This window comes from Streptomyces longhuiensis, from assembly GCF_020616555.1.
GTDB lineage: Bacteria > Actinomycetota > Actinomycetes > Streptomycetales > Streptomycetaceae > Streptomyces > Streptomyces longhuiensis.
Genome location: NZ_CP085173.1, coordinates 4287568 through 4313340, shown reverse-complemented (window position 1 = coordinate 4313340; position 25773 = coordinate 4287568). Strand labels below are relative to the sequence as shown.

Annotated in this window: 21 protein-coding genes, 1 tRNA gene and 1 riboswitch; of the genes, 16 read left to right on the top strand and 6 right to left on the bottom strand. The window is 70.3% G+C overall.

All coding sequences use genetic code 11. The features are described from left to right. The 10 genes from LGI35_RS19980 to LGI35_RS19935 all read left to right on the top strand — a co-directional run bounded on the left by LGI35_RS19980 (position 1) and on the right by LGI35_RS19935 (position 11920). On the top strand, positions 1-1011 hold the full coding sequence (locus tag LGI35_RS19980; protein WP_376218637.1) for a nucleoside triphosphate pyrophosphohydrolase: 1011 nt from the start codon (positions 1-3) through the stop codon (positions 1009-1011). A gap of 308 nt (positions 1012-1319) precedes the next feature. Beyond that, on the top strand, positions 1320-2597 hold the full coding sequence (locus LGI35_RS19975) for a cytochrome P450 family protein (RefSeq protein WP_227295166.1): 1278 nt from the start codon (positions 1320-1322) through the stop codon (positions 2595-2597). 139 nt (positions 2598-2736) lie between these two features. Further along, on the top strand, positions 2737-3723 hold the full coding sequence (locus tag LGI35_RS19970) for a transglycosylase family protein (protein ID WP_227295165.1): 987 nt from the start codon (positions 2737-2739) through the stop codon (positions 3721-3723). A gap of 169 nt (positions 3724-3892) precedes the next feature. Next, positions 3893-4064: riboswitch (cyclic di-AMP (ydaO/yuaA leader) on the top strand. A gap of 4 nt (positions 4065-4068) precedes the next feature. Beyond that, a complete protein-coding gene (locus LGI35_RS19965) occupies positions 4069-4749 on the top strand; it encodes a transglycosylase family protein (RefSeq protein WP_227295164.1) in 681 nt (226 codons plus the stop codon). A gap of 319 nt (positions 4750-5068) precedes the next feature. Further along, complete coding sequence (gene eno / locus LGI35_RS19960; protein WP_116512577.1) at positions 5069-6355, top strand: phosphopyruvate hydratase; 1287 nt, start codon at positions 5069-5071, stop codon at positions 6353-6355. Positions 6356-6458: 103 nt separating this feature from the next. Beyond that, complete coding sequence (locus LGI35_RS19955; RefSeq protein WP_227295163.1) at positions 6459-6947, top strand: FtsB family cell division protein; 489 nt, start codon at positions 6459-6461, stop codon at positions 6945-6947. Between the two features lie 82 nt (positions 6948-7029). Next, the gene (locus tag LGI35_RS19950) at positions 7030-7560 is read left to right on the top strand and encodes a DUF501 domain-containing protein (protein WP_116512579.1); all 531 of its coding nucleotides are present in this window, start codon (positions 7030-7032) and stop codon (positions 7558-7560) included. After that, complete coding sequence (locus tag LGI35_RS19945) at positions 7557-8501, top strand: Ppx/GppA phosphatase family protein (RefSeq protein WP_227295162.1); 945 nt, start codon at positions 7557-7559, stop codon at positions 8499-8501. Before LGI35_RS19950 ends, LGI35_RS19945 begins: the two co-directional genes overlap by 4 nt. A 502-nt stretch (positions 8502-9003) precedes the next feature. Next, on the top strand, positions 9004-10395 hold the full coding sequence (locus LGI35_RS19940; protein ID WP_227295161.1) for an NAD(P)/FAD-dependent oxidoreductase: 1392 nt from the start codon (positions 9004-9006) through the stop codon (positions 10393-10395). Between the two features lie 226 nt (positions 10396-10621). Further along, on the top strand, positions 10622-11920 hold the full coding sequence (locus LGI35_RS19935; RefSeq protein ID WP_227295160.1) for an SAM-dependent methyltransferase: 1299 nt from the start codon (positions 10622-10624) through the stop codon (positions 11918-11920). 62 nt (positions 11921-11982) lie between these two features. Here the strand turns inward: LGI35_RS19935 and LGI35_RS19930 are convergent, their stop codons facing one another. Both LGI35_RS19930 and LGI35_RS19925 read right to left on the bottom strand, forming a co-directional pair. After that, positions 11983-14514, bottom strand: coding sequence for an ABC transporter permease (locus LGI35_RS19930; protein WP_227295159.1), 2532 nt, complete (start codon positions 14512-14514; stop codon positions 11983-11985). Between the two features lie 62 nt (positions 14515-14576). Next, entirely contained in the window at positions 14577-15347 is a 771-nt protein-coding gene (locus LGI35_RS19925) for an ABC transporter ATP-binding protein (RefSeq protein WP_116512584.1), read from the bottom strand. Positions 15348-15738: 391 nt separating this feature from the next. Here LGI35_RS19925 and LGI35_RS19920 point away from each other — a divergent pair. From LGI35_RS19920 to LGI35_RS19905, 4 genes are all read left to right on the top strand, one after another. Beyond that, a tRNA-Leu gene (locus LGI35_RS19920) sits at positions 15739-15822 on the top strand. Positions 15823-16066: 244 nt separating this feature from the next. Next, on the top strand, positions 16067-17242 hold the full coding sequence (locus LGI35_RS19915) for a 4-hydroxybenzoate 3-monooxygenase (protein WP_227295158.1): 1176 nt from the start codon (positions 16067-16069) through the stop codon (positions 17240-17242). Positions 17243-17301: 59 nt separating this feature from the next. Then, positions 17302-18666, top strand: a complete 1365-nt coding sequence (locus tag LGI35_RS19910) for an MFS transporter (protein WP_227295157.1) — start codon at positions 17302-17304, stop codon at positions 18664-18666. Between the two features lie 66 nt (positions 18667-18732). Continuing rightward, on the top strand, positions 18733-19620 hold the full coding sequence (locus LGI35_RS19905; RefSeq protein WP_227295156.1) for a Bax inhibitor-1/YccA family protein: 888 nt from the start codon (positions 18733-18735) through the stop codon (positions 19618-19620). A 134-nt stretch (positions 19621-19754) separates the two neighbouring features. On the opposite strand, the gene LGI35_RS19900 is transcribed toward LGI35_RS19905, so the two are convergent. Beyond that, positions 19755-19985, bottom strand: a complete 231-nt coding sequence (locus LGI35_RS19900) for a DUF4287 domain-containing protein (RefSeq protein WP_199842040.1) — start codon at positions 19983-19985, stop codon at positions 19755-19757. 102 nt (positions 19986-20087) lie between these two features. On the opposite strand from LGI35_RS19900, the gene LGI35_RS19895 reads away from it, so the two are divergent. Next, positions 20088-20399, top strand: a complete 312-nt coding sequence (locus LGI35_RS19895; protein WP_227295155.1) for a hypothetical protein — start codon at positions 20088-20090, stop codon at positions 20397-20399. Positions 20400-20450: 51 nt separating this feature from the next. On the opposite strand, the gene LGI35_RS19890 is transcribed toward LGI35_RS19895, so the two are convergent. The 3 genes from LGI35_RS19890 to LGI35_RS19880 all read right to left on the bottom strand — a co-directional run bounded on the left by LGI35_RS19890 (position 20451) and on the right by LGI35_RS19880 (position 23998). Further along, entirely contained in the window at positions 20451-21269 is an 819-nt protein-coding gene (locus LGI35_RS19890) for a hypothetical protein (protein WP_227295154.1), read from the bottom strand. 242 nt (positions 21270-21511) lie between these two features. After that, the gene (locus LGI35_RS19885; RefSeq protein ID WP_227295153.1) at positions 21512-22732 is read right to left on the bottom strand and encodes an acetyl-CoA C-acetyltransferase; all 1221 of its coding nucleotides are present in this window, start codon (positions 22730-22732) and stop codon (positions 21512-21514) included. Between the two features lie 237 nt (positions 22733-22969). Next, positions 22970-23998: an SGNH/GDSL hydrolase family protein gene (locus LGI35_RS19880; protein WP_227295152.1), complete on the bottom strand. Its 1029-nt coding sequence runs from the start codon at positions 23996-23998 to the stop codon at positions 22970-22972. 169 nt (positions 23999-24167) lie between these two features. Here LGI35_RS19880 and LGI35_RS19875 point away from each other — a divergent pair, with 169 nt between their 5' ends. After that, positions 24168-25559 (top strand): cystathionine beta-synthase, encoded by a 1392-nt coding sequence (locus tag LGI35_RS19875; RefSeq protein ID WP_227295151.1) that lies wholly within the window; start codon positions 24168-24170, stop codon positions 25557-25559. Positions 25560-25773 lie beyond the last annotated feature (214 nt).

Below are 25773 nucleotides of genomic sequence, written 5' to 3'. Positions count from 1 at the left end.
CTGGGTTACGTTCGAGGCGTGAACGCCGAGAACGCACCCGCCGCCGTCCCGACCGGCCGCATCGTCCTGCTCACCACCAGCCACCGCGTCGCGCCCGGCCTGCTGTCCTGGTCGGCCTGGCAGCTCCTGCACGCCGCCGACGAGGTGCTGTGCGCCGACGCCGCGCACCCGCAGCTGCCGTATCTGCGGGAGGCCGGCATCGCGGTGCGGGAGGCGGCGCCGACGGCCGGCGAGCTCGTCGACGCCTGTGCCGGGGGCCGCACCGTCGTGGTCGTCGCCACCGCCGAGGGCGACCGGCGCCTGACCGACGGCCTGGCCGCGCTCGCCGGCTCGGGCCGCGTCGCGATGCCCGATCTGGAACTGCTCCCGGCCTCCTACGACCTGCCGGGCGCCCGCCTCCTCGACCTGGTCCAGGTCATGGACCGCATCCGCCGCGAGTGCCCGTGGTCCTCGCAGCAGACCCACAAGGGCCTGGCGAAGTACGCGATCGAGGAGGCGTACGAACTCGTCGAGGCGATCGAGGACGGCGACCGGGACGAGCTGCGCGAGGAGCTCGGGGACGTGCTCCTCCAGGTCGTCTTCCACGCCCGGATCGCCGAGGAGGCCTCCGGCGAGGAAGGGGACGAGGCGTTCTCCGTGGACGACGTCGCCGGCGGCATCGTCGAGAAGCTCATCCACCGTCACCCGCACGTCTTCGGCGACGACACGGCGCTCACCCCGGAGGACGTGAAGGAGCACTGGCTGCGCACGAAGGCCGTGGAGAAGCAGCGCGAGTCCGTCACGGACGGGGTGCCGGTGGGACAGCCCGGCCTCGCGCTCGCCGCCAAGCTGGGGTCGAGGGTCCGCACGGCCGGCCTCGACGTGCCCCTCCCGACCGGAGAGGGCGTCGGCTACGAACTGCTGACGCTCGCCCTGCGCGCCGAGGCCGACGGCGTCGACCCGGAAGCGGCGCTGCGGGCGGCGGCGCGGGCGTACCGGGACGCGATCCGCGTCGCGGAGGGGCAGGCCTAGGGCCTCTCGTTCGGATCAGGCCGGATCAGGCCGGATCAGGCCGGGCTCGCGGGGCCCGGCACCGCACCTCTCGGCGTTGTCGTCAGGCGCCGCCTCCCCTGGCTCCCGGGGCGTTCGAGCAGGAGCCTCATCGTGTGGGCTCCTTCCTCCGTCTTGCGCAGCACGGCACCGGGCCCCGCTCCCTGATCCGGCCTGATCCGAACGAAAGGCCCTGGGCCCGCGGACGGGCCGGCCCAGGGTCTTTCGTCCGCACCGGTCGGCGGTGGGGTCCGGCCGGAGGGGCGCCCCGCGCCGGATACCGTCGACGCGTGACCGAAAAGCCCGCGCAGCGCACCGCTCCCGAACTCTTCACCTGGGAGTTCGCCACCGACCCGTACCCGGCCTACGCCTGGCTGCGCGAGCAGTCGCCCGTTCACCGCACGACGCTCCCCAGCGGTGTCGAGGCCTGGCTGGTCACGCGCTACGCGGACGCGAAGCAGGCGCTGGCCGACCAGCGCCTGTCCAAGAACCCGGCACACCACGACGAGCCCGCCCACGCCAAGGGCAAGACCGGCATCCCGGGCGAGCGCAAGGCCGAGCTGATGACGCATCTGCTCAACATCGACCCGCCGGACCACACGCGCCTGCGCCGCCTCGTCTCGAAGGCGTTCACCCCCCGCCGGGTGGCCGAATTCGCCCCCCGTGTGCAGGAGTTGACCGACCGGCTCATCGACGAGTTCGCCGCCAAGGGCGAGGCGGACCTCATCCACGACTTCGCCTTCCCGCTCCCCATCTACGCGATCTGTGACCTGCTGGGCGTCCCGCGCGAGGACCAGGACGACCTGCGGGACTGGGCGGGCATGATGATCCGCCACGGCAAGGGCCCGCGCGGCGGGGTCGCCCGCGCCGTGAAGAAGATCCGGAACTACCTCGTCGAGCTCATCCACCGCAAGCGGGACGAGCCCGGAGACGACCTGATCTCCGGCCTCATCCGTGCCTCCGACCACGGTGAGCACCTCACCGAGAACGAGGCCGCGGCGATGGCCTTCATCCTCCTGTTCGCCGGTTTCGAAACCACCATCAACCTCATCGGCAACGGCACATACGCCCTGCTCACCCACCCCGAGCAGCGCGAGCGGCTCCAGCGGTCGCTGGCCCCCGATGCCGCCGAACCCGGCCTCCTGGAGACCGGAATCGAGGAACTCCTGCGCTACGACGGCCCGGTGGAGCTCGCCACCTGGCGCTTCGCGACCGAGCCGCTGACCGTCGGCGGGCAGGACATCGCCGTCGGCGACCCCGTCCTCGTGGTGCTCGCCGCCGCCGACCGTGACCCGGCGCGCTTCGACGAGCCCGACACCCTCGACCTCTCCCGGCGTGACAATCAGCACCTCGGATACGGGCACGGCATCCACTACTGCCTCGGCGCCCCTCTCGCGCGGCTGGAAGGACAGACCGCCCTCGCCACGCTTCTGACGCGCCTTCCGGACCTGCGACTCGCGGGAGAACCTACCGATTTGCGCTGGCGCGGCGGGCTCATCATGCGGGGATTGCGCACGCTTCCGGTCGAGTTCACGCCGCATCAGGAGGGTTCGGACCGAGCCCCGTAACTGACGTTCCGTCAAGACTGTGACTTTCACGTGATCTCGGCTGCATCGACTTGTGACAAGCGTTCGACTCCCGCTACGTTCACCAGTCATCGCGGCACCACCCGCCGCAGCATTCCCCGAGCCCCCGAAAGGCGCATCCATGCTCACCGGGAACGGTCGTCACCGTCGCCCCCGCCAGGCTCCCGCGCTCATCGTCGCCGCGGGAGTGGCCGGCTCCGCCATCGCGATCCCCCTGCTCGGCGCGACCAGCGCGAGCGCCGCGTCGACGGCGACGTGGGACAAGCTCGCCGAGTGCGAGAGCGGCGGCTCCTGGAGCGCCGATCCGGGCAACGGCTATTACGGCGGGCTCCAGTTCTCGCAGGAGACCTGGGAGAACTACGGCGGCCTCGACTTCGCGCCGCGCGCCGACCAGGCCAGCCGCTCGCAGCAGATAGCCGTCGCCGAGAAGGTCCTCGACGACCAGGGCCCGCGGGCATGGCCGGTCTGCTCGGTCACCTCGGGCCTCACGGCGGACGACGCCGCGGCCGACGTCGACCCCGGGGCGGCCCTGCCGACCCCGTCCGCGTCCGCCGGTGACTCCGGCGGCGACGACGCGGCGAAGGGCGACACCGCGAAGGACGACGCGAGCGACGAGCCGGCGGACTCCGCCTCCTCGGGCGCGAAGGGCGACTCCCGAGAGAAGAATCACGACAAGTCGGGTGATACCGCAGGTAACACCGTGGATGACGTCAAGAGTGACAAGTCCGGTCAGGATGACTCGACTTCGACCTCCGGCACGCCGTCGTCGGAGGCCTCCGGCGACGCGGACGCCGCCACCGCGCCCGCTTCCGGCCGCCATCGCGGCGACGCCGCCGAGGACGACGCCGCGGGCTCCTCGCGCGCCGACGACAGCTCGGGCCGCCACGCCTCACGCGGCGGCGAAAGCGGCCGTAAGGGCGCGAATACGGACGAAGGCGCCTATACCGTGCGCGCCGGCGACAACCTCTGGGACATCGCCGACACCCATGACGTGGACGGTGGATGGGCCGCTCTGTACGCCGAGAACAAGAAGACGGTCGGCACCGACCCCGACCTCATCCTTCCTGGTCAGAGTCTGGATCTAGGACTCGAATCGGGCGAAAAGTAGAGGCAGTTCGGGCTTAATGTCCGCTTTGGCGAGAGTGAGAGATGGGTCTCAAAGGCCCTGATCGTCTTTGAAATCAGGGCGATCCGCTGCTTACGGTCATCACCGCTCGCCACAGCGGGCCCCGTCGGATGTCACGCCGAATCCTGCCAACTTCCGTACGGGAACAGTCGTCGCGTAAGCGCCGTAGGCAGGAGCGGGGGACCCAAGGTAAGTGCCGGCCCCGGCCGTCGAGAGACGGCCGACCGACCGGCTTGGGGTGAAGTCGCACGCAGGACGTGCGACCGGGCACTCATCCGGCCCGAACCCGACAGCTCACCTCGTAGGCGTCGGTGAGGGGATCTCTCGATGCTGTTTTCCAGCAAGGGCAAGCACCGCCGCCCGTCCAAGGCCGTCCGTGTCGCCACGCTCGCCGGTGTCGCCGGTGCCGCTGTCGCCGTTCCGCTGATGGGTGCCACCGGCGCTTCCGCCGCCACCGCCTCCGAGTGGGACGCGGTCGCACAGTGCGAGGCCGGCGGCAACTGGTCGATCAACACGGGCAACGGCTACTACGGCGGCCTCCAGTTCTCCTCGTCCACGTGGGCCGCGTACGGCGGCACCGCCTACGCCTCCACCGCCGACAAGGCCTCCAAGGCGCAGCAGATAGCCGTCGCCGAGAAGGTCCTGGCCAGCCAGGGCAAGGGTGCCTGGCCGAGCTGCGGCGTGGGCCTGTCCGCCGCCTCGACCGGCTCCGCCCCGGCCGCCGCCCCGCAGAAGCAGGAGCGCACCGAGCAGCCGACCACCCGCAGCCAGGAGCGCAAGGCGCCTGCCGCCCCGAAGCAGGAGTCGAAGAAGACCGTCGAGACCCCGGCCGGCAAGAAGGTCAAGAAGGGTGACGGCGAGTACAAGGTGAAGGCCGGCGACACCCTCAGCACCATCGCCGAGGCGCACGACACCAAGGGCGGCTGGGCGAAGCTCTTCAAGCTGAACAAGGACATCGTCGAGGACGCCGACCTGATCTACCCGGGCCAGCAGCTCCACCTCAAGTAAGCGGTAGAGGAGAGCGGCAGCCCTCAGGCCGCTCGGGTACCGGCTTTCGGCGGACGGCCGGTACCACGCCAGGTCCCCCCCAAGGACTCCCCGCCCCGGGTGCGCATTCCCCCGTCGCACCCGGGGCGGGGTTTTGGTGCGTGAGGGGTCCTGGTCCTTCGTCCGTCGTCGGCCGGGACTCTTTGTTCCGTTCGGAAACAATTCGCTCTCGGTTTGTCCACGGGCCGGTCGGTCGGCCGATCCGTGCCCCGGAGCCGGTTAGGCTCAGGTCTTGCCGGACCATGCGGCCCGGCGTAGTTGCGTCACATCCCAGAAGGAGATGCTCGTGCCGTCCATCGACGTCGTCGTAGCCCGGGAAATCCTGGACTCCCGAGGTAACCCCACGGTCGAGGTCGAGGTCGGCCTCGACGACGGCAGCACCGGTCGTGCCGCTGTCCCGTCCGGTGCGTCCACCGGCGCGTTCGAGGCCATCGAACTCCGCGACGGTGACCCGAACCGCTACCAGGGCAAGGGTGTCGAGAAGGCCGTCCTCGCCGTCATCGAGCAGATCGGCCCGGAGCTCGTCGGCTACGACGCCACCGAGCAGCGCCTGATCGACCAGGCGATGTTCGACCTGGACGCCACCGACAACAAGGGCTCGCTCGGCGCCAACGCCATCCTCGGCGTCTCCCTCGCCGTCGCGCACGCCGCCTCCGAGGCCAGCGACCTGCCGCTGTTCCGCTACCTCGGCGGTCCGAACGCGCACCTGCTGCCCGTCCCGATGATGAACATCCTCAACGGTGGGTCGCACGCCGACTCCAACGTCGACATCCAGGAGTTCATGATCGCGCCGATCGGCGCGGAGTCCTTCTCCGAGGCGCTTCGCTGGGGCGCCGAGGTCTACCACACCCTCAAGAAGGTGCTGAAGACCAAGGGCCTGTCGACCGGCCTGGGCGACGAGGGCGGCTTCGCCCCGAACCTCGGCTCGAACCGCGAGGCCCTCGACCTCATCGTCGAGGCCATCAAGCAGGCCGGTTACGTCCCCGGCGAGCAGATCGCGCTCGCGCTCGACGTCGCCGCGTCCGAGTTCTACAAGGACGGCAAGTACGAGTTCGAGGGCAAGTCCCGCTCGGCCGCCGAGATGACCGAGTACTACGAGGAGCTCGTCTCCGCGTACCCGCTGGTCTCCATCGAGGACCCGCTGTACGAGGACGACTGGGCCGGCTGGAACGTCATCACCGAGAAGCTGGGCGACAAGGTCCAGATCGTCGGCGACGACCTCTTCGTCACCAACCCCGAGCGCCTCGCCCGCGGCATCGAGGAGGGCTCCGCCAACGCCCTGCTCGTCAAGGTCAACCAGATCGGTTCGCTGACCGAGACCCTGGACGCCGTCGAGATGGCCCAGCGCAACGGCTTCAAGTGCATGATGTCCCACCGCTCCGGCGAGACCGAGGACGTCACCATCGCCGACCTCGCCGTCGCGGTGAACTGCGGCCAGATCAAGACCGGCGCCCCGGCCCGCTCGGACCGCGTCGCCAAGTACAACCAGCTCCTGCGCATCGAGGAGATCCTCGACGACGCCGCGGTCTACGCCGGCCGCTCGGCGTTCCCCCGCTTCAAGGGCTGAGCACGCCCTTAAGGCACTGCCTTAGGAAGCGTCGTACGTACGTCCCCGCACCCGGTCCCGTACCGTGTGCGGGGACGTACGCACGTAAAGGGGAGGCGTGAACATGGCCGGGAGAGTCCGGGACAGGGACCGTGACCGGTTCTCCACCGCGACCCGGCTGCGTCTGCTCGGCGAGCAGACCGCCGAGCGCGTCTACCGCTCCCAGACCAGACGCCAGGCCCGCCGCTCCCGCCTCACCGGTCGCGCGGCACTCCTGGCTCTCGTCCTGTGCACCCTGGTCGTCGCGCTCGCCTACCCCATAAGGCAGTACGTCTCCCAGCGCGGGGAGATCGCCGATCTCCAGCGCCGGCAGCAGGAGGCCCAGAACAGGGTCGACAGGCTGCGTGACGAGAAGGCACGCTGGCAGGACGACTCGTACGCCGAGCAGCGGATCCGCGACCGGCTCCACCTGGTGATGCCGGGCGAGACCGGCTATGTCGCGCGTGACCCCGCCGCGGCCAAGCGCACCCGCTCCGAGAAGGCCGCGGAGGGCAGGCCCTGGTACTCGAACGTCTGGGACGGCGTCGACAAGGCCGACCGCCCCGACAACTGACCCGCCCTCGCCGAAGCCCGAAGCCCCGCACCCCGAATCCGCAGTACCCCCACCGAAGTTCACTGAAGGAAAGCCCCCAGGCATGGACACGCCCCCGCCCCAGACCGAGCCGACCACGCCCACGGACGCCGACATCCAGGCGTTCAAGGAGCAGCTCGGCCGCCCGCCGCGCGGCCTGCGGGCCATCGCGCACCGCTGCCCGTGCGGCAACCCGGACGTGGTCGAGACGGCCCCGCGCCTCGAGGACGGCACGCCCTTCCCGACGACGTACTACCTCACGTGCCCGCGTGCCGCGTCCGCGATCGGCACGCTGGAGGCGAACGGCGTCATGAAGGAGATGACGGAGCGCCTTCAGACGGACCCCGAGCTCGCGGACGCGTACCGCAAGGCGCACGAGGACTACATCGCGCGCCGCGACGCCATCGAGGTCCTCGAGGGCTTCCCGAGCGCGGGCGGCATGCCGGACCGGGTGAAGTGCCTGCACGTCCTGGTCGGCCACTCCCTGGCCGCGGGCCCGGGTGTGAACCCGCTCGGCGACGAGGCCATCGCGATGCTGCCCGAGTGGTGGGCGAAGGGCCCCTGCGTGTCGGCCGCGCCCGAGGAGAGCGAGTGACCAGGGTCGCCGCCGTCGACTGCGGCACGAACTCGATCCGGCTGCTCGTCGCCGACGCCGACCCCGCCACGGGTGAACTCGTCGAACTGGACCGCCGCATGACGATCGTGCGGCTCGGGCAGGGCGTGGACCGCACGGGACGCCTCGCGCCCGAGGCGCTGGAGCGCACCTTCGCCGCCTGCCGCGAGTACGCCGAGGTCATCAAGGCGCACGGCGCCGAGAAGATCCGGTTCGTGGCCACGTCCGCGTCCCGCGACGCCGAGAACCGGGACGACTTCGTGCGCGGGGTCATCGACATCCTGGGTGTCGAGCCCGAGGTCATCACCGGTGACCAGGAGGCCGAGTTCTCCTTCACCGGCGCGACGAAGGAGCTGACGGGCCGGGCCGACCTCGACAGGCCCTACCTGGTCGTGGACATCGGCGGCGGCTCGACGGAGTTCGTCGTCGGCGAGGACACGGTCGTGGCCGCGCGCTCCGTCGACATCGGCTGCGTCCGGATGACGGAGCGCCACCTCGTGGGGGAGGACGGCCAGGTCACCGACCCGCCGACGCCCGCGCAGATCGAGGCCGTCCGCCAGGACATCGTCGAGGCGCTCGACCTCGTGACGCAGACCGTCCCGCTGACCGCGGCCCGCACGCTCGTCGGTCTCGCCGGTTCCGTGACGACGGTCGCCGCGCTCGCGCTCGGCCTGACCGAGTACGACTCGGTGGCCATCCACCACTCCCGTATCTCCTACGAGCGTGTCGCCGAGCTCACGGACTGGCTGCTGACGTCCACGCACGACCAGCGCTCCCTGAACCCGGTCATCCACCCGGGCCGCGTCGACGTCATCGCCTCCGGCGCGCTGGTGCTGCGCCTGATCATGGAGTGGATCGGCGCCAAGGAGGTCGTGGTGAGCGAGCACGACATCCTCGACGGCATCGCCTGGTCGATCGCCTAGCCCTTTCCTGGCCCACCCGATCCAGGCCTTTTCCCGGCCCCTTCCCGGTCCCTTCCCCACCCCCCTTCTGACCTGCCGGTACCGCCGGCGGCCGACTCCCCTGAGCGCTCAGGACGTCGTCTGAGCGCGGTCCAGGAGGGGGGCGACACGCTCCGGCGACACTCCGTCGGGAAAGTTCGTGAAGTTCTTCACAAGGAATTCGGCCTCATGGGGCGAGGTTCCGGGCCAGATGGCCCGCGGGAGGGGGTCTTCGGACTCTGGCGGCTGCCGCGCGGGGCGTTCCAGGCTTGTTACGTACCGATGAACCGGATGAGTGGTCCACCCCCGCCGAATGCCCGGAGCGGCAGCTCAAGAGGGGTGCGGAACGACCGGCCCTCTACCGTGGTTCCCCGCCGGGGCCATGACCTCGGTCACTTGGGCGGCGGAGTGTAGCAGAGGCCCCACCCGTGCTTGTGAAGGGGCGCACGAGCGACCCCCTCCGGACGGGTGGATACTCGATGGCATGAGCACCACGGAGCGTCCCAGGATCCTCGTAGTAGGCGGTGGGTACGTAGGCCTGTACGCAGCACGACGCATTCTCAAGAAGATGCGTTATGCGGAAGCGACCGTCACGGTCGTGGATCCGCGCTCGTACATGACTTACCAGCCCTTCCTCCCCGAAACCGCCGCCGGCAGCATCTCGCCGCGCAACGTCGTCGTCCCGCTGCGACGCGCTGTGCCCGGAGCCGAGATTCTCACCGGCCGGGTCACCACCATCGACCAGGACCGCAAGGTCGCCACGGTCGCCCCGCTCGTCGGCGAGGCGTACGAGGTTCCCTTCGACTACCTGGTGATCGCGCTCGGCGCGGTCTCCCGCACCTTCCCGACGCCGGGCCTCGCCGAGGTCGGCATCGGTATGAAGGGCGTCGAGGAGGCCATCGGCCTGCGCAACCACGTGCTCGAGCAGCTCGACAAGGCCGAGTCCACGAACGACGAGGAGATCCGCCGCAAGGCGCTCACCTTCGTGTTCGTCGGCGGTGGCTTCGCGGGCGCCGAGACGATCGGTGAGGTCGAGGACCTGGCGCGCGACGCGGCCAAGTTCTACAAGAACGTGAAGCGCGAGGACATGCGCTTCGTGCTCGTCGACGCCGCCGACAAGGTTCTGCCCGAGGTCGGCCCCGAGCTCGGCACGTACGGCAGGAAGCACCTGGAGTCCCGCGGTATCGAGGTCTACCTCGGCACCACGATGCCGTCCTGCGTCGACGGTCACGTCGTGCTCAGCAACGGCCTCGAGGTCGACTCCAACACCGTCGTGTGGACCGCCGGCGTCAAGCCGAACCCGGCCCTCGCGCGCTTCGGTCTCCCGCTCGGCCCCCGCGGCCACGTGGACACCCAGACCACCCTCCAGGTGCAGGGCAGCGACTACATCTGGGCCGCGGGCGACAACGCCCAGGTTCCGGACCTCGTCGGCCGCGCCGCGGGCAACCCGAACGCCTGGTGCCCGCCGAACGCCCAGCACGCCATGCGCCAGGCCAAGGTCCTCGGCGACAACGTGGTCTCCGGCATGCGGGGCTTCCCGCAGAAGGAGTACAAGCACGCCAACAAGGGTGCTGTGGCGGGTCTCGGCCTGCACAAGGGCGTCGCGATGATCGTCATGGGCAAGATGAAGATCAAGCTCAAGGGCCGTCTCGCCTGGTACATGCACCGTGGCTACCACGGGCTCGCCATGCCGACCTGGAACCGCAAGATCCGTGTGATCGCCGAGTGGACGATCAACATGTTCCAGAAGCGCGACATCACCGCGCTCGGCGCCCTGGAGACTCCGCGCGAGGAGTTCTACGAGGCCGCCAAGCCGGCGCCGGCCCCGGCCGCCGCCGAGTCTCCGAAGGTCGAGGAGAAGGCCAAGGCCTCCTGACCCCGGTCCAGTAACACCCCTGAAGGGGCGCTCGCCATCCGTGGTGCGAGCGCCCCTTCGGCGTTCCCGGATCCGCCCGGCCGGTGCTCCGGCCCGCCGATATACGTGGCGGCTACATGTATTTTGCCGTTCCGTAACGCAGTAACGGGACTGCGAGAGCGCTCCGTTGGTGTTTACGTGGTGTTGGACGATTCCGGGATCGTCTCCCATTACGGAGGTGTGCGCCATGCAGGACGCCGCACAGCGGCTGAAGAACCTCGCCGAACAGCTACTCGGAGTACCGCTTCCCGTAAGGCTTCGCGCCTGGGACGGTTCGGAGGCCGGGCCGCCCGCCGGACCCACTCTCGTCGTACGCAACCGCCGCGCGCTGCGCCGCCTGTTGTGGAAGCCGGGAGAACTCGGCCTGGCCCGCGCCTGGGTGGCCGGTGACCTGGACGTGGAGGGCGATCTGTACGACGCCCTCGGCCGGATGGCCGGGCTCATCTGGGAGCGCCCCGAGGAGGACGGCAGGAGCCTCGTCGAGGCACTGAAGGAGCCCAGGGTCAGGGCCGCCGTCGCCGAGCTGGTCAAGCTCGCCGGGCCCTTCCTGCCGCCCGCCCCGCCCGGTGAGGAGATGCGCAGACGCGGCCGCCTGCATCTGCACACCAAACACAGCGACCGACGGGCCATCAGCCACCACTACGACGTCGGCAACGACTTCTACGAGCTGGTCCTCGGCCCCTCGATGGTCTACTCGTGCGCGTACTGGGACTCGCCGGACGGCACCCTCGAGGACGCTCAGCGCGACAAGCTCGAACTCGTCTCCCGCAAGCTCGGCCTGGCACCCGGTCAGCGCCTGCTCGACGTCGGCTGCGGCTGGGGCTCCATGGCCATCCACGCCGCCCGCGAGTACGGCGTCGGCGTCGTCGGCGTGACGCTCTCGCAGGAGCAGGCCGCGTACGCCCGTAAGCGGGTCGCCGAGGAAGGGCTCACCGACCGGGTGGAGATCCGGGTCCAGGACTACCGCGACGTGCGCGACGGCCCCTTCGACGCGATCTCGTCCATCGGCATGGCCGAACACGTCGGCTCCGAGCGGTACCTGGAGTACGCCGAGTCGCTCTACGGGCTCCTCAAGCCGGGCGGCAGGCTCCTCAACCACCAGATCGCCCGGCGCCCCCAGAAGGACGAGTCGACGTACGAGGTCGACGAGTTCATCGACGCGTACGTCTTCCCGGACGGGGAGCTCGCGCCGGTCGGCACGACCACCGGGCTCCTGGAGCGGGCCGGGTTCGAGGTCAGGGACCTGGAGGCGATCCGGGAGCACTACGCGCTCACCCTGCGCCGCTGGGTGGCCAACCTGGAGGCGGGCTGGCCCGCGGCCGTGAAACTGACCAGCCCCGGCCGGGCCCGCATCTGGCGCCTCTACATGGCCGCGTCCGCGCTGAGCTTCGAGCGCAACAAGATCGGCGTGAACCAGATCCTCGCCGTGAAGACACCCCTGTCGGGCGAGCCGGGCATGCCCCTGAGGGCGCGTACCTGGAACTGAGGGCCCGGACACGCGGATGGGGCGCACCGGCACTCGGCCGGGGCGCCCCATCCGCCGTTTCGCTACTCCGACTTGATGGCCGCGAGCATGTTCAGCCGGGCCGCGCGGCGGGCCGGCCACAGGGCCGCCAGGATGCCCACGAGGGCGGCCAGCGCGAGGAAGATCCCGATCCGGCCCCAGGGCAGGACCAGCTCGTACGTCGTCAGGGACGTCGCCATCAGCTTGCCGGCCGCCCAGCCGAAGAACACGCCGAGGCCGACGCCGAGCACACCGCCGAACAGCGAGATCACCAGGGACTCCAGGCGCACCATGCGCTTGATGCCCTTGCGGTCGAGGCCGATCGCGCGCAGCATGCCGATCTCCTGCGAGCGCTCGAACACCGACATGGCCAAGGTGTTGATGACGCCGAGGACGGCGACGACGACCGCCATGGCGAGCAGGCCGTAGAGCATGTTCAGCATGAGCGTGAACATCTTCGAGATCGCGTTGGAGATGTCCTGCTTGTCCTGGACGAGGATCGCCGGGTTGTCGCCGAGCGCCTTCTCGATGCGGTCCTTGGCGGCGGCGGACGTGCCGCCGTCGGTCTTCACCATGACCTGCATGTCGGACGGGTCCGTGACGTGCGGGGTCAGGACGGCGGAGTCCAGCATGATGCCGCGCATCATGTCGTTGCCCTCGTAGACCCCGGCGACGGTGAGCTGCTGCTTCTTGCCGTCCTCGAAGTTCGTGGTGAACGTCGAGCCGGTGCGCCAGCCGTGGTCCTTCGCGGTCTTGTCGTCCACGACGACGTCACGGCCGCCGATCCGGAAGGTGCCGCTGTCGACCTTGAGATCGGTCAGCGAGGCGATGGTCGCGCCGTTGACGCCGGTCAGGAACTCGGTCTGTCCGTCGATGCGCGAGGGCGAGTTGCTCAGGCCGCTGGTGGCGGTGACGCCGTCGACCTCGGCGAGCTTGCCGGCGACCTCGGGGGACAGGGAGTTCATGTTCGCCATGGAGACGACGTAGTCGGCCTTGAGGGCGGACGACGCCATCTTGTCGATGGCCTGCTGGGCGCTGCCCGCGATGACCGTCATGCCGGTGATCAGCGTGAGGCCGATCATCAGGGCGGAGGCGGTCGCGGCGGTGCGGCGGGGGTTGCGGACGGCGTTCTGGCGGGCCAGCTTGCCGGAGATCCCGAAGACGCGCAGGACCGGTCCCGCGGCCGCGATCAGCGGGCGGGACAGCAGCGGGGTGAGGATGAAGACGCCGATCACGAGGAGGCCCGCGCCGAGACCCAGGGGGGCCTGCGCCGAGGTGCCGTCGCTCATCGTCGTCGCGTACAGGGAGGCGGCGATGCCGGCCGCCGCGAACAGCGCGCCGATCGTGTTCCGTACGACGAGGGAGCGGGTGGTCGCCGTGGCGTGCACGCTGCTCATCGCCGCGACCGGCGGGATCTTGGCGGCGCGGCGGCCGGGCAGCCACGCGGCCAGCATCGTGATGACGACGCCGACGACGAGGGACGTGACGACCGTGCCGGGCGAGACCACGAGCGGCCCGTCGGGGATCTGCGCGTCGGTCGCGCCCATCAGGGAGCGCATCCCGGCGCCGATGCCGATGCCCGCCGCCAGACCCGTGACGGCCGCGACCGCGCCGACCACGAACGCCTCCGCGAGGACGGAGCGCGTGACCTGCCTGCGCGAGGCTCCGACGGCCCGCATGAGCGCGAGCTCCTTGGTGCGCTGGGCGACGAGCATCGTGAACGTGTTGGCGATGATGAAGACGCCGACGAAGAGCGCGATACCGGCGAACACCAGCAGGCTCGACTTCATCGAGCTCATGCTGGACGAGATCTGCTGGGCCTGGTCGTCGGCGAGCTGCTTGCCGGTCGTGGTCTCGGCCTGCCCCTTCGGCAGGGCCTTGTCGAGCGCGCTCCGCAGGGCGGCTTGGCCGGTGCCGGCCGCGGCCTTGACGTCGATCTCGTCGTACGAGCCCTGCTTGTGCAGGAGCTGCTGCGCGGTCGCCGTGTCGAACAGGGCGAGGCTGCCGCCGGCCGCGACGTTGCCGTCCTCGGTGGTGAAGATGCCGGTGACGGTGGGCGTCAGGACGGGTCCGTCGATGGACATCCGTACGGTGTCGCCGACCTTGTAGCCCGCGCGCTTCGCGGTCTGCGAGTCGAGCGCGACCTCGCCCTTGCCGCTGGGCGCCCTGCCGCTCTTGAGCGGGTAGCGCGGGTCGTGGTCGCCCCAGTAGTTGGCGCCCTGGGTGGAGAAGCCGTTGCCGACGAGCTTGCCGTTCTTGTCGGCGACGGCCGCGAAGCCGCTGACGACGCCGATGGCGGAGGCGGCGCCGGGCGTCTTCGTCGCCCGGTCGAGGGTGGCCTGCGTGAGCTTCGGGTCCTTGGCGACCCGGTCGCCCTTCGACTCGGCGGTCTTGGGCGTGACGGCGACGTCGACCTGGTCGAAGCCCTTGGCGGAGCTCTTCTGGAAGGCGTCGGAGATGGTGTTGGTGAAGACCAGGGTGCCGGAGACGAAGGCGACGCCGAGCATGACGGCGAGCACGGTCATCAGCAGCCTGGTCTTGTGCGCGAACACATTGCGCAAGGCGGTACGGAACATGGGGTTTCTCAGTCCAGGAGTACGGCGACGGGGCGGCGGGGCGGCGGCTGTGCGGGCAGGCGTCAGCTGGTGCGGCCCTTGGCGTCGAACTGCTTCATGCGGTCCAGGACCGAGTCGGCGGTGGGGGCGTACACCTCGTCGACGACGCGGCCGTCGGCGAGGAAGATCACGCGGTCCGCGTAGGCGGCGGCGACCGGGTCGTGGGTGACCATGACGACGGTCTGGCCCAGCTCGCGCACGGAGTTGCGCAGGAAGCCGAGGACCTCGGCGCCGGAGCGCGAGTCCAGGTTTCCGGTCGGCTCGTCACCGAAGATGATCTCGGGCCGGGAGGCGAGGGCGCGGGCGACGGCCACGCGCTGCTGCTGGCCGCCGGAGAGCTCCGAGGGCCGGTGGCCGAGCCGGTCGGACAGGCCCACCATCGCGATCACGTTCTCCAGCCACTGCTTGTCCGCCTTGCGGCCCGCGATGTCCATGGGGAGCGTGATGTTCTCCAGGGCCGTCAGGGTGGGCAGCAGGTTGAACGCCTGGAAGATGAAGCCGATCTTGTCCCGGCGGAGCTTGGTGAGCTGCTTGTCCTTGAGGGACCCGAGCTCGGTGTCGCCGATGCGCACGGAGCCCGACGAGAAGGTGTCGAGGCCGGCGACGCAGTGCATCAGGGTCGACTTGCCGGACCCGGACGGGCCCATGATCGCGGTGAACTCGGCCTGCCGGAAGTCGACGGAGACCCGGTCGAGCGCGACCACCTGGGTCTCGCCCTGTCCGTAGACCTTGGACAGATCCGTGGCGCGCGCGGCCACTGCGGTGGCCTTGCCGGCGATGGGGGTGGTGGTCACGGAAGGGGGCTCCTGTCGGACGACGGGTGGGGACGGGGTCCCGTTGGAGGGACCTCTCCATCGTCGTGGCCGTCTCGGGCCGTGAAGTCAGCCGCTGTTCCGGTTCCTGGGGGCGACTTCGGGGGGACCGGAGCCGTCCGGGTCATACCTGGGGATGACCCGCGACCCTGAGAGCGAAGATCACCGCGGGAGGTGAAATCCCGTCAATCCACGGTGACGGGGTCGAGGGCGCCGAGGGGTGTGGAAGGGCCTGCGGCATGTGCTGATGGCGGCTACCGTGGTCTGATGCACCCTCAGGCGTCAATAAAATAAGACAACATCGAGCGGGTGTTCCGCTGTTCGGGGGATCTGTCCCGATAGGCTCAGAACCTCGTTGCGGAGCCCACGGCCTGCCCGGATGGTGGAATGCAGACACGGCGAGCTTAAACCTCGCTGCCCCTTCGCGGGCGTACCGGTTCAAGTCCGGTTCCGGGCACCTCCCGCTTTTCCTCCCCGCTCCCGACCGAGTCGTTCTCCGAGCCGCTTCTTGTCGCCGCGTGTCGATCGCATCCGATCGCCGCGGCGTTTTTTCGTGCCCCCATGAGTCCCGGGACCGTTTTCGGATCGTTTTCTCGGCCCGAGACCGTTGACAGCGGTTCGAGCCGGGCGGAGACTCCGCTGAGCACATTATGAACGAAAGTTCACCATGCGAACAAGGCTGAACGAAAAAGAAGGTACCCATGCGCACCACCGTCGGCATCATCGGAGCGGGCCCCGCCGGACTGCTCCTCGCCCGGCTTCTGCACAACGCCGGAATCGACTCCGTCGTCCTGGAGAGCCGCGACCGCGCGTACGTCGAACAGCGCCAGCGCGCCGGGATCCTGGAGCAGGGCACCGTCGACGTACTGCGCGAGGCGGGCGCGGCGGAGCGCATGGACCGCGAGGGCATCCCGCACGACGGCATCGAGCTGCGCTTCGACAGGCGCCGCCACCGCGTCGACTTCCCCGCCCTGACCGGCGGCAGGTCGGTCATGGTCTATGCCCAGACCGAGGTGTGCAAGGACCTCATCGCCCTGCAGCTCGCCGAGGGAGGCCCGCTGCTCTTCGAGGCGGAGGCGCTGGCCGTCGAGGGTGCCGAGACCGAGAGCCCGAGCGTCCGCTTCCGCCACGAGGGCCGCGAGGACGTCCTCGACTGCGACTACGTCGTCGCCTGCGACGGCTCGTGGGGCGTGGGCCGCAAGGCCGTACCCGCCGACGTCTCCCAGGTCTTCGAGCGCACGTACCCCTTCGGCTGGCTCGGCATCCTCGCCGATGTCGCCCCGTCCCACGACGAGTTGGTCTACGCCCGCCACGACCGCGGCTTCGCCCTCCTGTCCATGCGCTCCCCGTCCGTGACCCGCGCCTACCTCCAGGTCCCCGAGGGCACGAACGCCGACGACTGGAGCGACGAGGAGATCTGGGACGAGCTCGACCACCGCCTGGAGACCGCCGACGGCTGGAAGCTGGAGCGCGGCCCCATCACCTCCAAGTCCGTGACCCCGATGAGGAGTTACGTCCACGAGCCGATGCGCCACGGACGGCTCTTCCTCGCCGGGGACGCCGCCCACATCGTCCCGCCGACCGGCGCCAAGGGCCTCAACCTCGCCGTCGGCGACGTCGTCACCTTCGCCCGCGCCCTGACCCACTGCCACAGGACCGGCTCCACACAGCGCCTCGACGCCTATTCGGAGACCTGCCTGCGCCGGGTCTGGCAGGCCGAGCGGTTCTCGTACGCGATGACGACGATGCTGCACCGCATCCCCGACGCGACCCCCTTCGACGACCGCATCCAGCGCGCGCGCCTCGACCGGATCACGGCCTCGCGCGCCGCCGAGACCGACCTCGCCGAGGGCTACACGGGCTTCCCCCTCGACTGAGCCCCGTCCAGGAACCGCCGCCCACCCGTCCCCGCGTACCCACGACGAAGTGAGTGCTGATGTCCCCCGACACCTCCCACGGCACCGCCATACCCTCCCCGCCCCGCACCTTCAGGGCCGTCGCCCCCGTCATCGCCCTGTGCTGGCTCGTCGTCTTCTTCGACGGCATGGACGTCAACATCTACGGCGCCGTCATGCCGCACCTCCTCGACGACAAGGGCTTCGGCTTCACCCCCTCCACCGCCGGCACGATCGGCTCCTGGACCACGTTCGGCATGCTGATCGGCGCACTCGGCTGCGGCACACTCACCGACTGGCTCGGCCGCAAGCCCATGGTCACGGGCTCCGTCGTGCTCTTCTCCGTCGGCTCCGCCGTGTGCGCGCTCGCCCCGAGCGCCGCCGTCTTCGGCGGGGGCCGCTTCCTCGCCGGGCTCGGCCTCGGCGGCCTGATGCCGATCGGCCTCGCGATCGTCGCCGAGTTCGCCCCGCCCCGCAGGGCCGCCCTCGCCACCGGCCTGATGATGACCTCGTACCACGCGGGCGGCATGGCCGCGACGGGTCTCGGCCTCGCGCTCGGCCCCGACCACGGCTGGCGCGTCGTCTTCTGGACCGGTGTCATCCCGGCCGTCGTCGCCGTCCCCCTCGTCCTGAAGTGGCTGCCCGAATCCCCGGCCGTCCTCTTCGCCAAGGGCCGCACCGCCGACGCGAGCGCCGTCGCCGCCCGCTACGGGCTGCCCGAGCCGACCCGCGCCGAGGCCCCCGCCGCCGGCGCCAAGGGCCGCTTCGCCGCCGTAGCCTCGCTCTTCTCACCCGGCACCCGCGCCGCGACCCCACTCCTGTGGGTCGCCTCCTTCGCCGGCCTGCTCCTCGTCTACGGCGTCTCCACCTGGCTGCCCGAGCTGATGCGCGCCTCCGGCTACTCGCTCTCCTCGTCCGTCACCTTCCTCATGGTGATCAACGCGGGCGGCATCGTCGGCATGCTCGTCGCGGGCCGCGCCGCAGACCGGTTCGGCGCGGTCAGGGTGTCCGCCCTCTGGTTCGTCCTGACCGCCTGCGGCGCCTTCCTGCTCCGCGCCCACCTGCCGCTCGGCGTCGCGTACGCCCTGGTCTTCGTCACCGGCGTCTGGCTGTTCTCCGCCCAGGTCATGGTCTACGCGGCCGCCCCGTCCGTGTACACGCCCGGCCAGCGCGCCACCGGCCTCGGCTGGATCACCGGTGTGGGCCGCACCGGAGCCGTCGTCGGCCCCTGGCTGGGCGGCGCGGTCGTCGCCGGAGGCAACGCGGGTCTCGGCTTCACCACCTTCGCCGCGGCCGCGGTCCTCGGCGCCGTCGCCATCTCCCTCGTGCCCCTCGTTCGGCGGAACACCGGGCATGCCCCGGACGTTGCGGGTAACAGGATGGGAAAGATCCTCCCTGAGCACTAGGCTGGGGTCTTTGCCTGCCTATTACCCTTGAGCCAAGGCCGCGCAGGGTGGCTATGGAGGAGTGAGATGAGGAGCAGTAACCCGGTCTTCTCGCGACGGGGGTTCAGCCGCGACAACGGCTACGCGGGCTTCAACGCGCAGCCGCAGGCCGGGGGACCCGCAGTCGGCACACAGGGCAACCCCTACGCCGGCAACAACCCGTACGCGCAGAACCCCTACGCCCAGCAGGACCTGCAGTACGGCGCTCCGCCGCAGGCCCCCGCCACCACCGGCCGCATGACGATGGACGACGTCGTCATGCGCACCGCCACCACCCTCGGCGTCCTCGTCCTGACGGCCGCGCTCGCCTGGGCGCTGCTGCCGGTCGACACGGCGAACATCAACAAGTCGTACGGCATCGCGATCGGCGCGGGCCTCGTCGCGATGGTCCTGGGCTTCGTCCAGTCGTTCAAGCGCAAGGCGTCGCCGCCGCTCATCCTGGCGTACGCGGCGCTCGAGGGCGTCTTCCTCGGCGTCCTGTCGAGCATCGTCGACAACTACATCGCGAGCGGTGCGGCCATGCAGGCCGTGCTCGGCACGATGGCGGTCTTCGTGGCCGTCCTCGTCGCGTACAAGGCCGGCTGGATCCGCGTCAACCGCCGCTTCTACGGCTTCGTGATGGCCGCGGCCATGGGCTTCATCCTGCTCATGGCGGTGAACCTGCTGTTCGCCGTCTTCGGCGGCGGTGACGGCCTCGGCTTCCGCAGCGGTGGCCTCGGCATCGTCTTCGGCATCATCGGCGTGCTGCTCGGCGCGTGCTTCCTGGCCCTCGACTTCAAGCAGGTCGAGGACGGCATCGCGTACGGCGCCCCGCGCGAGGAGGCCTGGCTCGCCGCCTTCGGCCTCACGATGACGCTCGTGTGGATCTACCTCGAGTTCCTGCGCCTCATCGCGATCCTGCAGGGCAACGACTGATCACCCGGCCAGACGGAGAAGGGCCCGCGCACCATCGGTGTGCGGGCCCTTTTTCATGGGGTTCATGGGTTACGGGTTTTACGGGTTTCAGGGGTGCGGCTGTCGTGGGGACGGATGGGTCGGGGGTGGAACGCTCAGCCCAGGCGACGGGCGGCCCGCCGCAGGTCGTACTCGTGGATGATCGCCTTGGCATGGCCGTAAGCGAGGTCGTGCTCCCCGCGCAGCCAGCTGACCTTGTCTTCGAAGCGGAGGAAGCAGGGGCCTTCCTCGACGGTGCGCAGCCAGTCGGAGATCTCACGACCGGTGCAGTGGGGGATGCGAGCCAACAGATTCTGGTGGGTCTCCTGCGAGAACACTTGGGACATCGGCGCCTCCGGACGCATTGCGATGTAGCCGGTCCTTCAGGCCACCGTGCCTGAGCGTTCGGTCGTTGGCAACAGTCGAGGGAAGGCGCATAGGGTCGCGGCATGCTCGATACGACGTCGTTGACGGACGCAGTGGACCGATTCGCCGACCGGCTGCGCGCCGCGCCGCAGAGCAGGCTCCAGCGGGGGGCCGCCGCCGAGGCGCTCGCCCTCGCCAGGGAACTGTCCGCATGGGCGCAGCGCCTGGAGGACCCCGACGGGCCCGTACGGGAGATGCCGGACGCCGGGATGTTCGCCGGGGCCGACCAGATCACCGTCGCCGCACACGACCTGTCCGTCGTCCTTCAGAACCCCGCCCAGCTGGGCGAGGCGCTCACGCTCGTCGAGGAGGCACAAAAACGCGCCGGGGTGTGAGCCGACCCGGCGCGTTCTTCGATGTGTGGGGACAGAGGCCGAGCGGGGCGCTCAGACGGAGGCTATGACCCGGTCGGCCAGGATGTAGACGTTCTCGCGGCCGCAGGCGAACGTCAGCGCGTACGCGCCCGAGACGCCCGAGCCGCCCAGCAGCACGGGGGACTCGCCCTCGCGCAGGGCCGCGGCCAGCTGCTCCGCGGTCTCGCGGTGGCCGGGGGTCATGCAGAGCGTGGTGCCGTCCACGAAGACGTACACGTCGAGCGTGCCCAGCGGGCCCGGGCGCACATCGGCCAGGGCGGTGCGGGCGTCGGCCAGCTCCTCCAGACACGTGACCGTCCGCTCGTGGTCGCTGCTCCCGCCCGAGACGGGCGACTGCACCGGCACGAAGTCGGGGTGCGAGGGGTGACGGCGACGGGCGGCCGCGAGCTCCGCGGACTCCCCGGCGAACTCGTCGGCGCCCGCGTCGGCCGGCTCCACCACGGGCTCCAGGCCCGCCGCGAGACCCGGCTCCAGGCCCGCGAAATCGGCCTGGCGCGGCATGAACAGATCGTCACCGAGACCCAGCGCGCCACCGAGCATGGACGGCGCGTCGGAGGCGTCCCGCGCCTCCTGCGCGGCCCAGAAGGCACGCGCCTCGGCGAGCTCGCGCTCCCGCTCCTCCGCGAGTGCGTCGGCGACGGCCGCGCGTATCTCCTCCGCGTCGGGCGTGGTGCGCGCGGCGGGCACGCCTCGACCGGCGCCGACGGCGCGGTCATGGGCGAGCTCGTCCCGCAGTTCGGTGATCTGCCTGCGCAGTCCGTGGACGGTGTGCAGGGCAGCGGCGCCCACGGCCGTGGCGGCGGCCGTGGCGATGAGCAAAGCAAGAGGCATGGCGCTCACTGACGTACTCCCGGTTTCAAGTCGACCCCCGACTTCCTACATCAGCTTGAAGCCTGGACCATCCCGCTGTCAGTGCATTACGTCACGAAATGGACAGGTATTTGGCCGGGTGTTTAGGGGTGGTATGCGCTGGGGGCCCTGTTGACCTGCAAAAACCCTCTCCCCCAGGAGATACGTCACATCCTGGGGGAGATTGGATCACGATTCAGCAGAGGCGCAACCCGACTCCTGGGTCAGCTGAGGCGCTCGATGACCATCGCCATGCCCTGGCCACCGCCGACACACATGGTCTCCAGACCGAACTGCTTGTCGTGGAACTGGAGGCTGTTGATCAGGGTGCCGGTGATGCGGGCGCCCGTCATGCCGAAGGGGTGACCCACGGCGATCGCGCCACCGTTGATGTTCAGCTTGTCCTCGTCGATGCCGAGGTCACGCGCGGAGGGGATGACCTGCGCGGCGAACGCCTCGTTGATCTCGACCAGGTCGATGTCGCCGATGCCGAGCCCGGCGCGCTTCAGCGCCTGCTTCGACGCCTCGACCGGGCCGAGGCCCATGATCTCGGGGGACAGGCCCGAGACGCCGGTGGAGACGATGCGGGCGAGCGGCGTCAGACCGAGCTCGCGGGCCTTCGTGTCGGACATGATCACGAGGGCCGCGGCGCCGTCGTTGAGCGGGCAGCAGTTCGCGGCCGTGACCAGACCGTCGGGGCGGAAGACCGGCTTCAGGCCCGAGACGCCCTCCAGGGTGACACCCGCGCGCGGGCCGTCGTCCTGCGAGACGACCGTGCCGTCGGGGGTGGTGACCGGGGTGATCTCCCGCTCCCAGAAGCCGTTCTTGATGGCCTGCTCGGCCAGGTTCTGCGAACGCACGCCGAACGCGTCCATGTCCTCGCGCGTGACGCCCTTCGTCCGCGCCAGGTTCTCGGCGGTCTGGCCCATCGCGATGTACGCGTCCGGGACGAGGCCGTCCTCGCGCGGGTCGTGCCAGGAGGCGCCCTCGGACTCGGCGACGGCGGCCGTACGGGCCTCCGCGTCGGCGAACAGCGGGTTGTGCGTGTCCGGCAGCGAGTCCGAGTTGCCCTTCACGAAGCGCGACACCATCTCGACACCGGCCGAGATGAAGACGTCACCCTCGCCGGCCTTGATGGCGTGCAGCGCCATGCGGCTGGTCTGCAGCGACGACGAGCAGTAGCGGGTGACCGTACATCCGGGCAGGTGGTCCATGCCCATCTGCACGGCCACGATGCGGCCCAGGTTGTTGCCCTGCTCGCCGCCGGGCAGACCGCAGCCGAGCATCAGGTCGTCGATGTCCCGCGGGTCGAGCTCAGGGACCTTGGCCAGCGCGGCCTGGACGATCGTGGCGGTCAGGTCGTCCGGGCGCAGGTCCTTCAGGGACCCCTTGAAGGCGCGGCCGATGGGAGAGCGGGCGGTCGAGACGATCACGGCTTCGGGCATCACGGCTCCAAGAGGTCTACGCGTACGAGCTATTCGCCTACCAGCTGGGAAGTTACCTGTACGTACTGGCTGGGTCACCGGTGTGCGTGTGTGACTCCCACCGCATTTTTCTAAGCGCTTGCTCAGGGAGATTTCGGGGTAGCGGGATTCCGGCTCGGGGGCGTGGTCCAGGACACAGGGCTCCGTCCCGGACCCCGCTCCCCGATCGCCGCGGTATCCGCTCGGCGTTCGTACCCGCTAGATGTTCAGCGGCGTCGGGTCCTGCGTCGCCACCCGCCGGCGCCTGCGACGCTTCAGCAGAGCCCAGGGCCCCCTCGGACCCGTCGGCATCGCCGCCGTCACCTCTGTGCCGCCCTCTTCCGCCGCCTGGGCCGCCGCCCTGGCCACCGGCAGGAAGCCCTCACGCCGCGACACGTCCGGACGCTCCTCCTCCGGCCACAGGCCCAGCGACGCGCACAGCGTCGGCAGCACCGCCATCGCCGCCGTCGCATAGCCCTCGGCCGACGGGTGGTAGTTGTCGGGACCGAACAGCTCCCGCGGATTGGCCAGGAACTCCGGGCCGAGCAGATCGCCCAGCGACACCGTGCGCCCGCCCTGCTCCACCGTGCCGATCGTCTGCGCCGCCGCCAGCTGCCGCGAGGCCCGCCGGGCCAGATAGCGCAGGGGCTGGTTCACCAGCTCGATCGTGCCCAGATCCGGGCACGTCCCCACCACCACCTCCGCACCCGCCGTACGCAGCCTGCGCACCGCCGCCGACAGATGACGCACCGACCGGGTCGCCGGCATCCGGTGCGTCACGTCGTTCGCGCCGATCATCACGACGCACACGTCCGGCACCCAGTCCGGATCCGAGAGGATCACCGCGACCTGACGGTCCAGGTCGTCCGACCTGGCGCCCGGCAGCGCCACGTTGCGCAGCTCCACGGGACGCTCGGCCACCGCCGAGAGACCCGAGGCGAGCAGCGCGCCCGGGGTCTGCCGGGCCCGGTGCACGCCCTGCCCCGCCGCCGTCGAGTCACCCAGCATCGCGAACCGCAGCGGCTCCGTCTCCGCCACCTCGGTGGCCGGACGCTCGGCGAACACCCTCCCGTACAGACCGTTCGCGGACGGGACCTGCACCCCTCTGCCGTGGTTGCCCACCTGCCGCTTCGCCAGCTGGACCTCCGCGATCACCAGACCGACCGCGGCGGCACCGACCAGACCGATACCGCCGCCGCCGTACGCCGCGCCCGCGGCGATCCGCCGTGCCACCCTCGCCCTCGACATGCGTCGCAGCCACCTGCCTCTGCGTAGTCCTTTTCAGCCGTACATCCAGTCATTGCCCCGTAAGCACGGTCGGCCAATCGCAACAGGCGATGAAGGGGCGGCACTCGGCTTACGCTGACCGCACATCACATCGCGGATCCCTCAGATCCATCGCAGCCCGGAGACAACGGTGCAATTCCACGACTCGATGATCAGCCTCGTCGGCAACACCCCGCTCGTCAGGCTCAACAGCGTGACCGAAGGCATTCAGGCAACCGTCCTGGCCAAGGTCGAGTACTTCAACCCCGGCGGTTCGGTGAAGGACCGCATCGCCCTGCGCATGATCGAGGCGGCGGAGGAGAGCGGCGCCCTCGAGCCCGGCGGCACGATCGTGGAGCCGACCAGCGGCAACACGGGTGTCGGCCTGGCCATCGTGGCGCAGCAGAAGGGGTACAAGTGCATCTTCGTGTGCCCCGACAAGGTCTCCACGGACAAGATCAATGTGCTGCGGGCGTACGGCGCGGAGGTCGTCGTCTGCCCGACGGCCGTGGACCCGGAGCACCCGGACTCGTACTACAACGTCTCCGACCGGCTGGTGCGGGAGACGCCCGGCGCCTGGAAGCCGGACCAGTACTCCAACCCCAACAACCCCCTCTCGCACTATCACTCCACCGGCCCCGAGCTGTGGGAGCAGACGGAGGGCGAGATCACGCACTTCGTGGCGGGCGTCGGCACGGGCGGCACGATCTCCGGGACCGGCCGCTATCTGAAGGACGTGAGCGAGGGCCGCGTACAGGTCGTCGGCGCCGACCCGGAGGGCTCGGTGTACTCCGGCGGCTCCGGGCGCCCGTACCTCGTGGAGGGCGTGGGCGAGGACTTCTGGCCGACGGCGTACGACCGCACGGTCGCGGACGAGATCGTCGCGGTCTCCGACAAGGACTCCTTCCAGATGACCCGCCGCCTCGCCAAGGAGGAGGGCCTCCTCGTGGGCGGCTCCTGCGGCATGGCGGTCGTGGCGGCCCTCCGCGTGGCCGAGCGCCTCGGCCCGGACGACGTGGTGGTGGTCCTCCTCCCGGACAGCGGCCGCGGCTACCTCAGCAAGATCTTCAACGACGAGTGGATGGCCGACTACGGCTTCCTCGCCGACACGGGCACGAGCGCGCGCGTGGGCGACGTGCTCCAGGACAAGGAGGGCGGCGCGCTGCCGTCGCTCGTCCACATGCACCCGGAGGAGACCGTCGGCGACGCCATCGAGGTGCTGCGCGAGTACGGCGTCTCGCAGATGCCCATCGTGAAGCCGGGAGCCGGACACCCGGACGTGATGGCGGCCGAGGTCATCGGCTCCGTCGTCGAGCGGGAGCTGCTCGACGCCCTGTTCACGCAGCGCGCCTCGCTCGGCGACCCGCTGGAGAAGCACATGTCGTCCCCGCTGCCGCAGGTCGGCTCGGGTGAGCCGGTGGAGGACCTGATGTCCGTGCTCGGCTCCGCGGACGCCGCGATCGTCCTGGTGGAGGGCAAGCCCAAGGGCGTGGTGAGCCGTCAGGACCTGTTGTCCTTCCTCGCGAAGAGCGGCGGGAAGTAGGCGGGAAGCAGGACGGAGCGGGTTCGTGCAATCGGTACGAGCGCGACACGTGCGCGCAGCACCCGCTTAACACGGGTCCGGCACATTGGTGGGTGTCGGCAGGGGTGGGAGCGGCTCCCCGCCCAGGCCGGCACCGTAGCGGCGTCAAGGACCTCCGGAGCGGCTCCCGGACCTCCACGGACGCCTGCGGACGCGGTGACCCGGTCCTGACCCG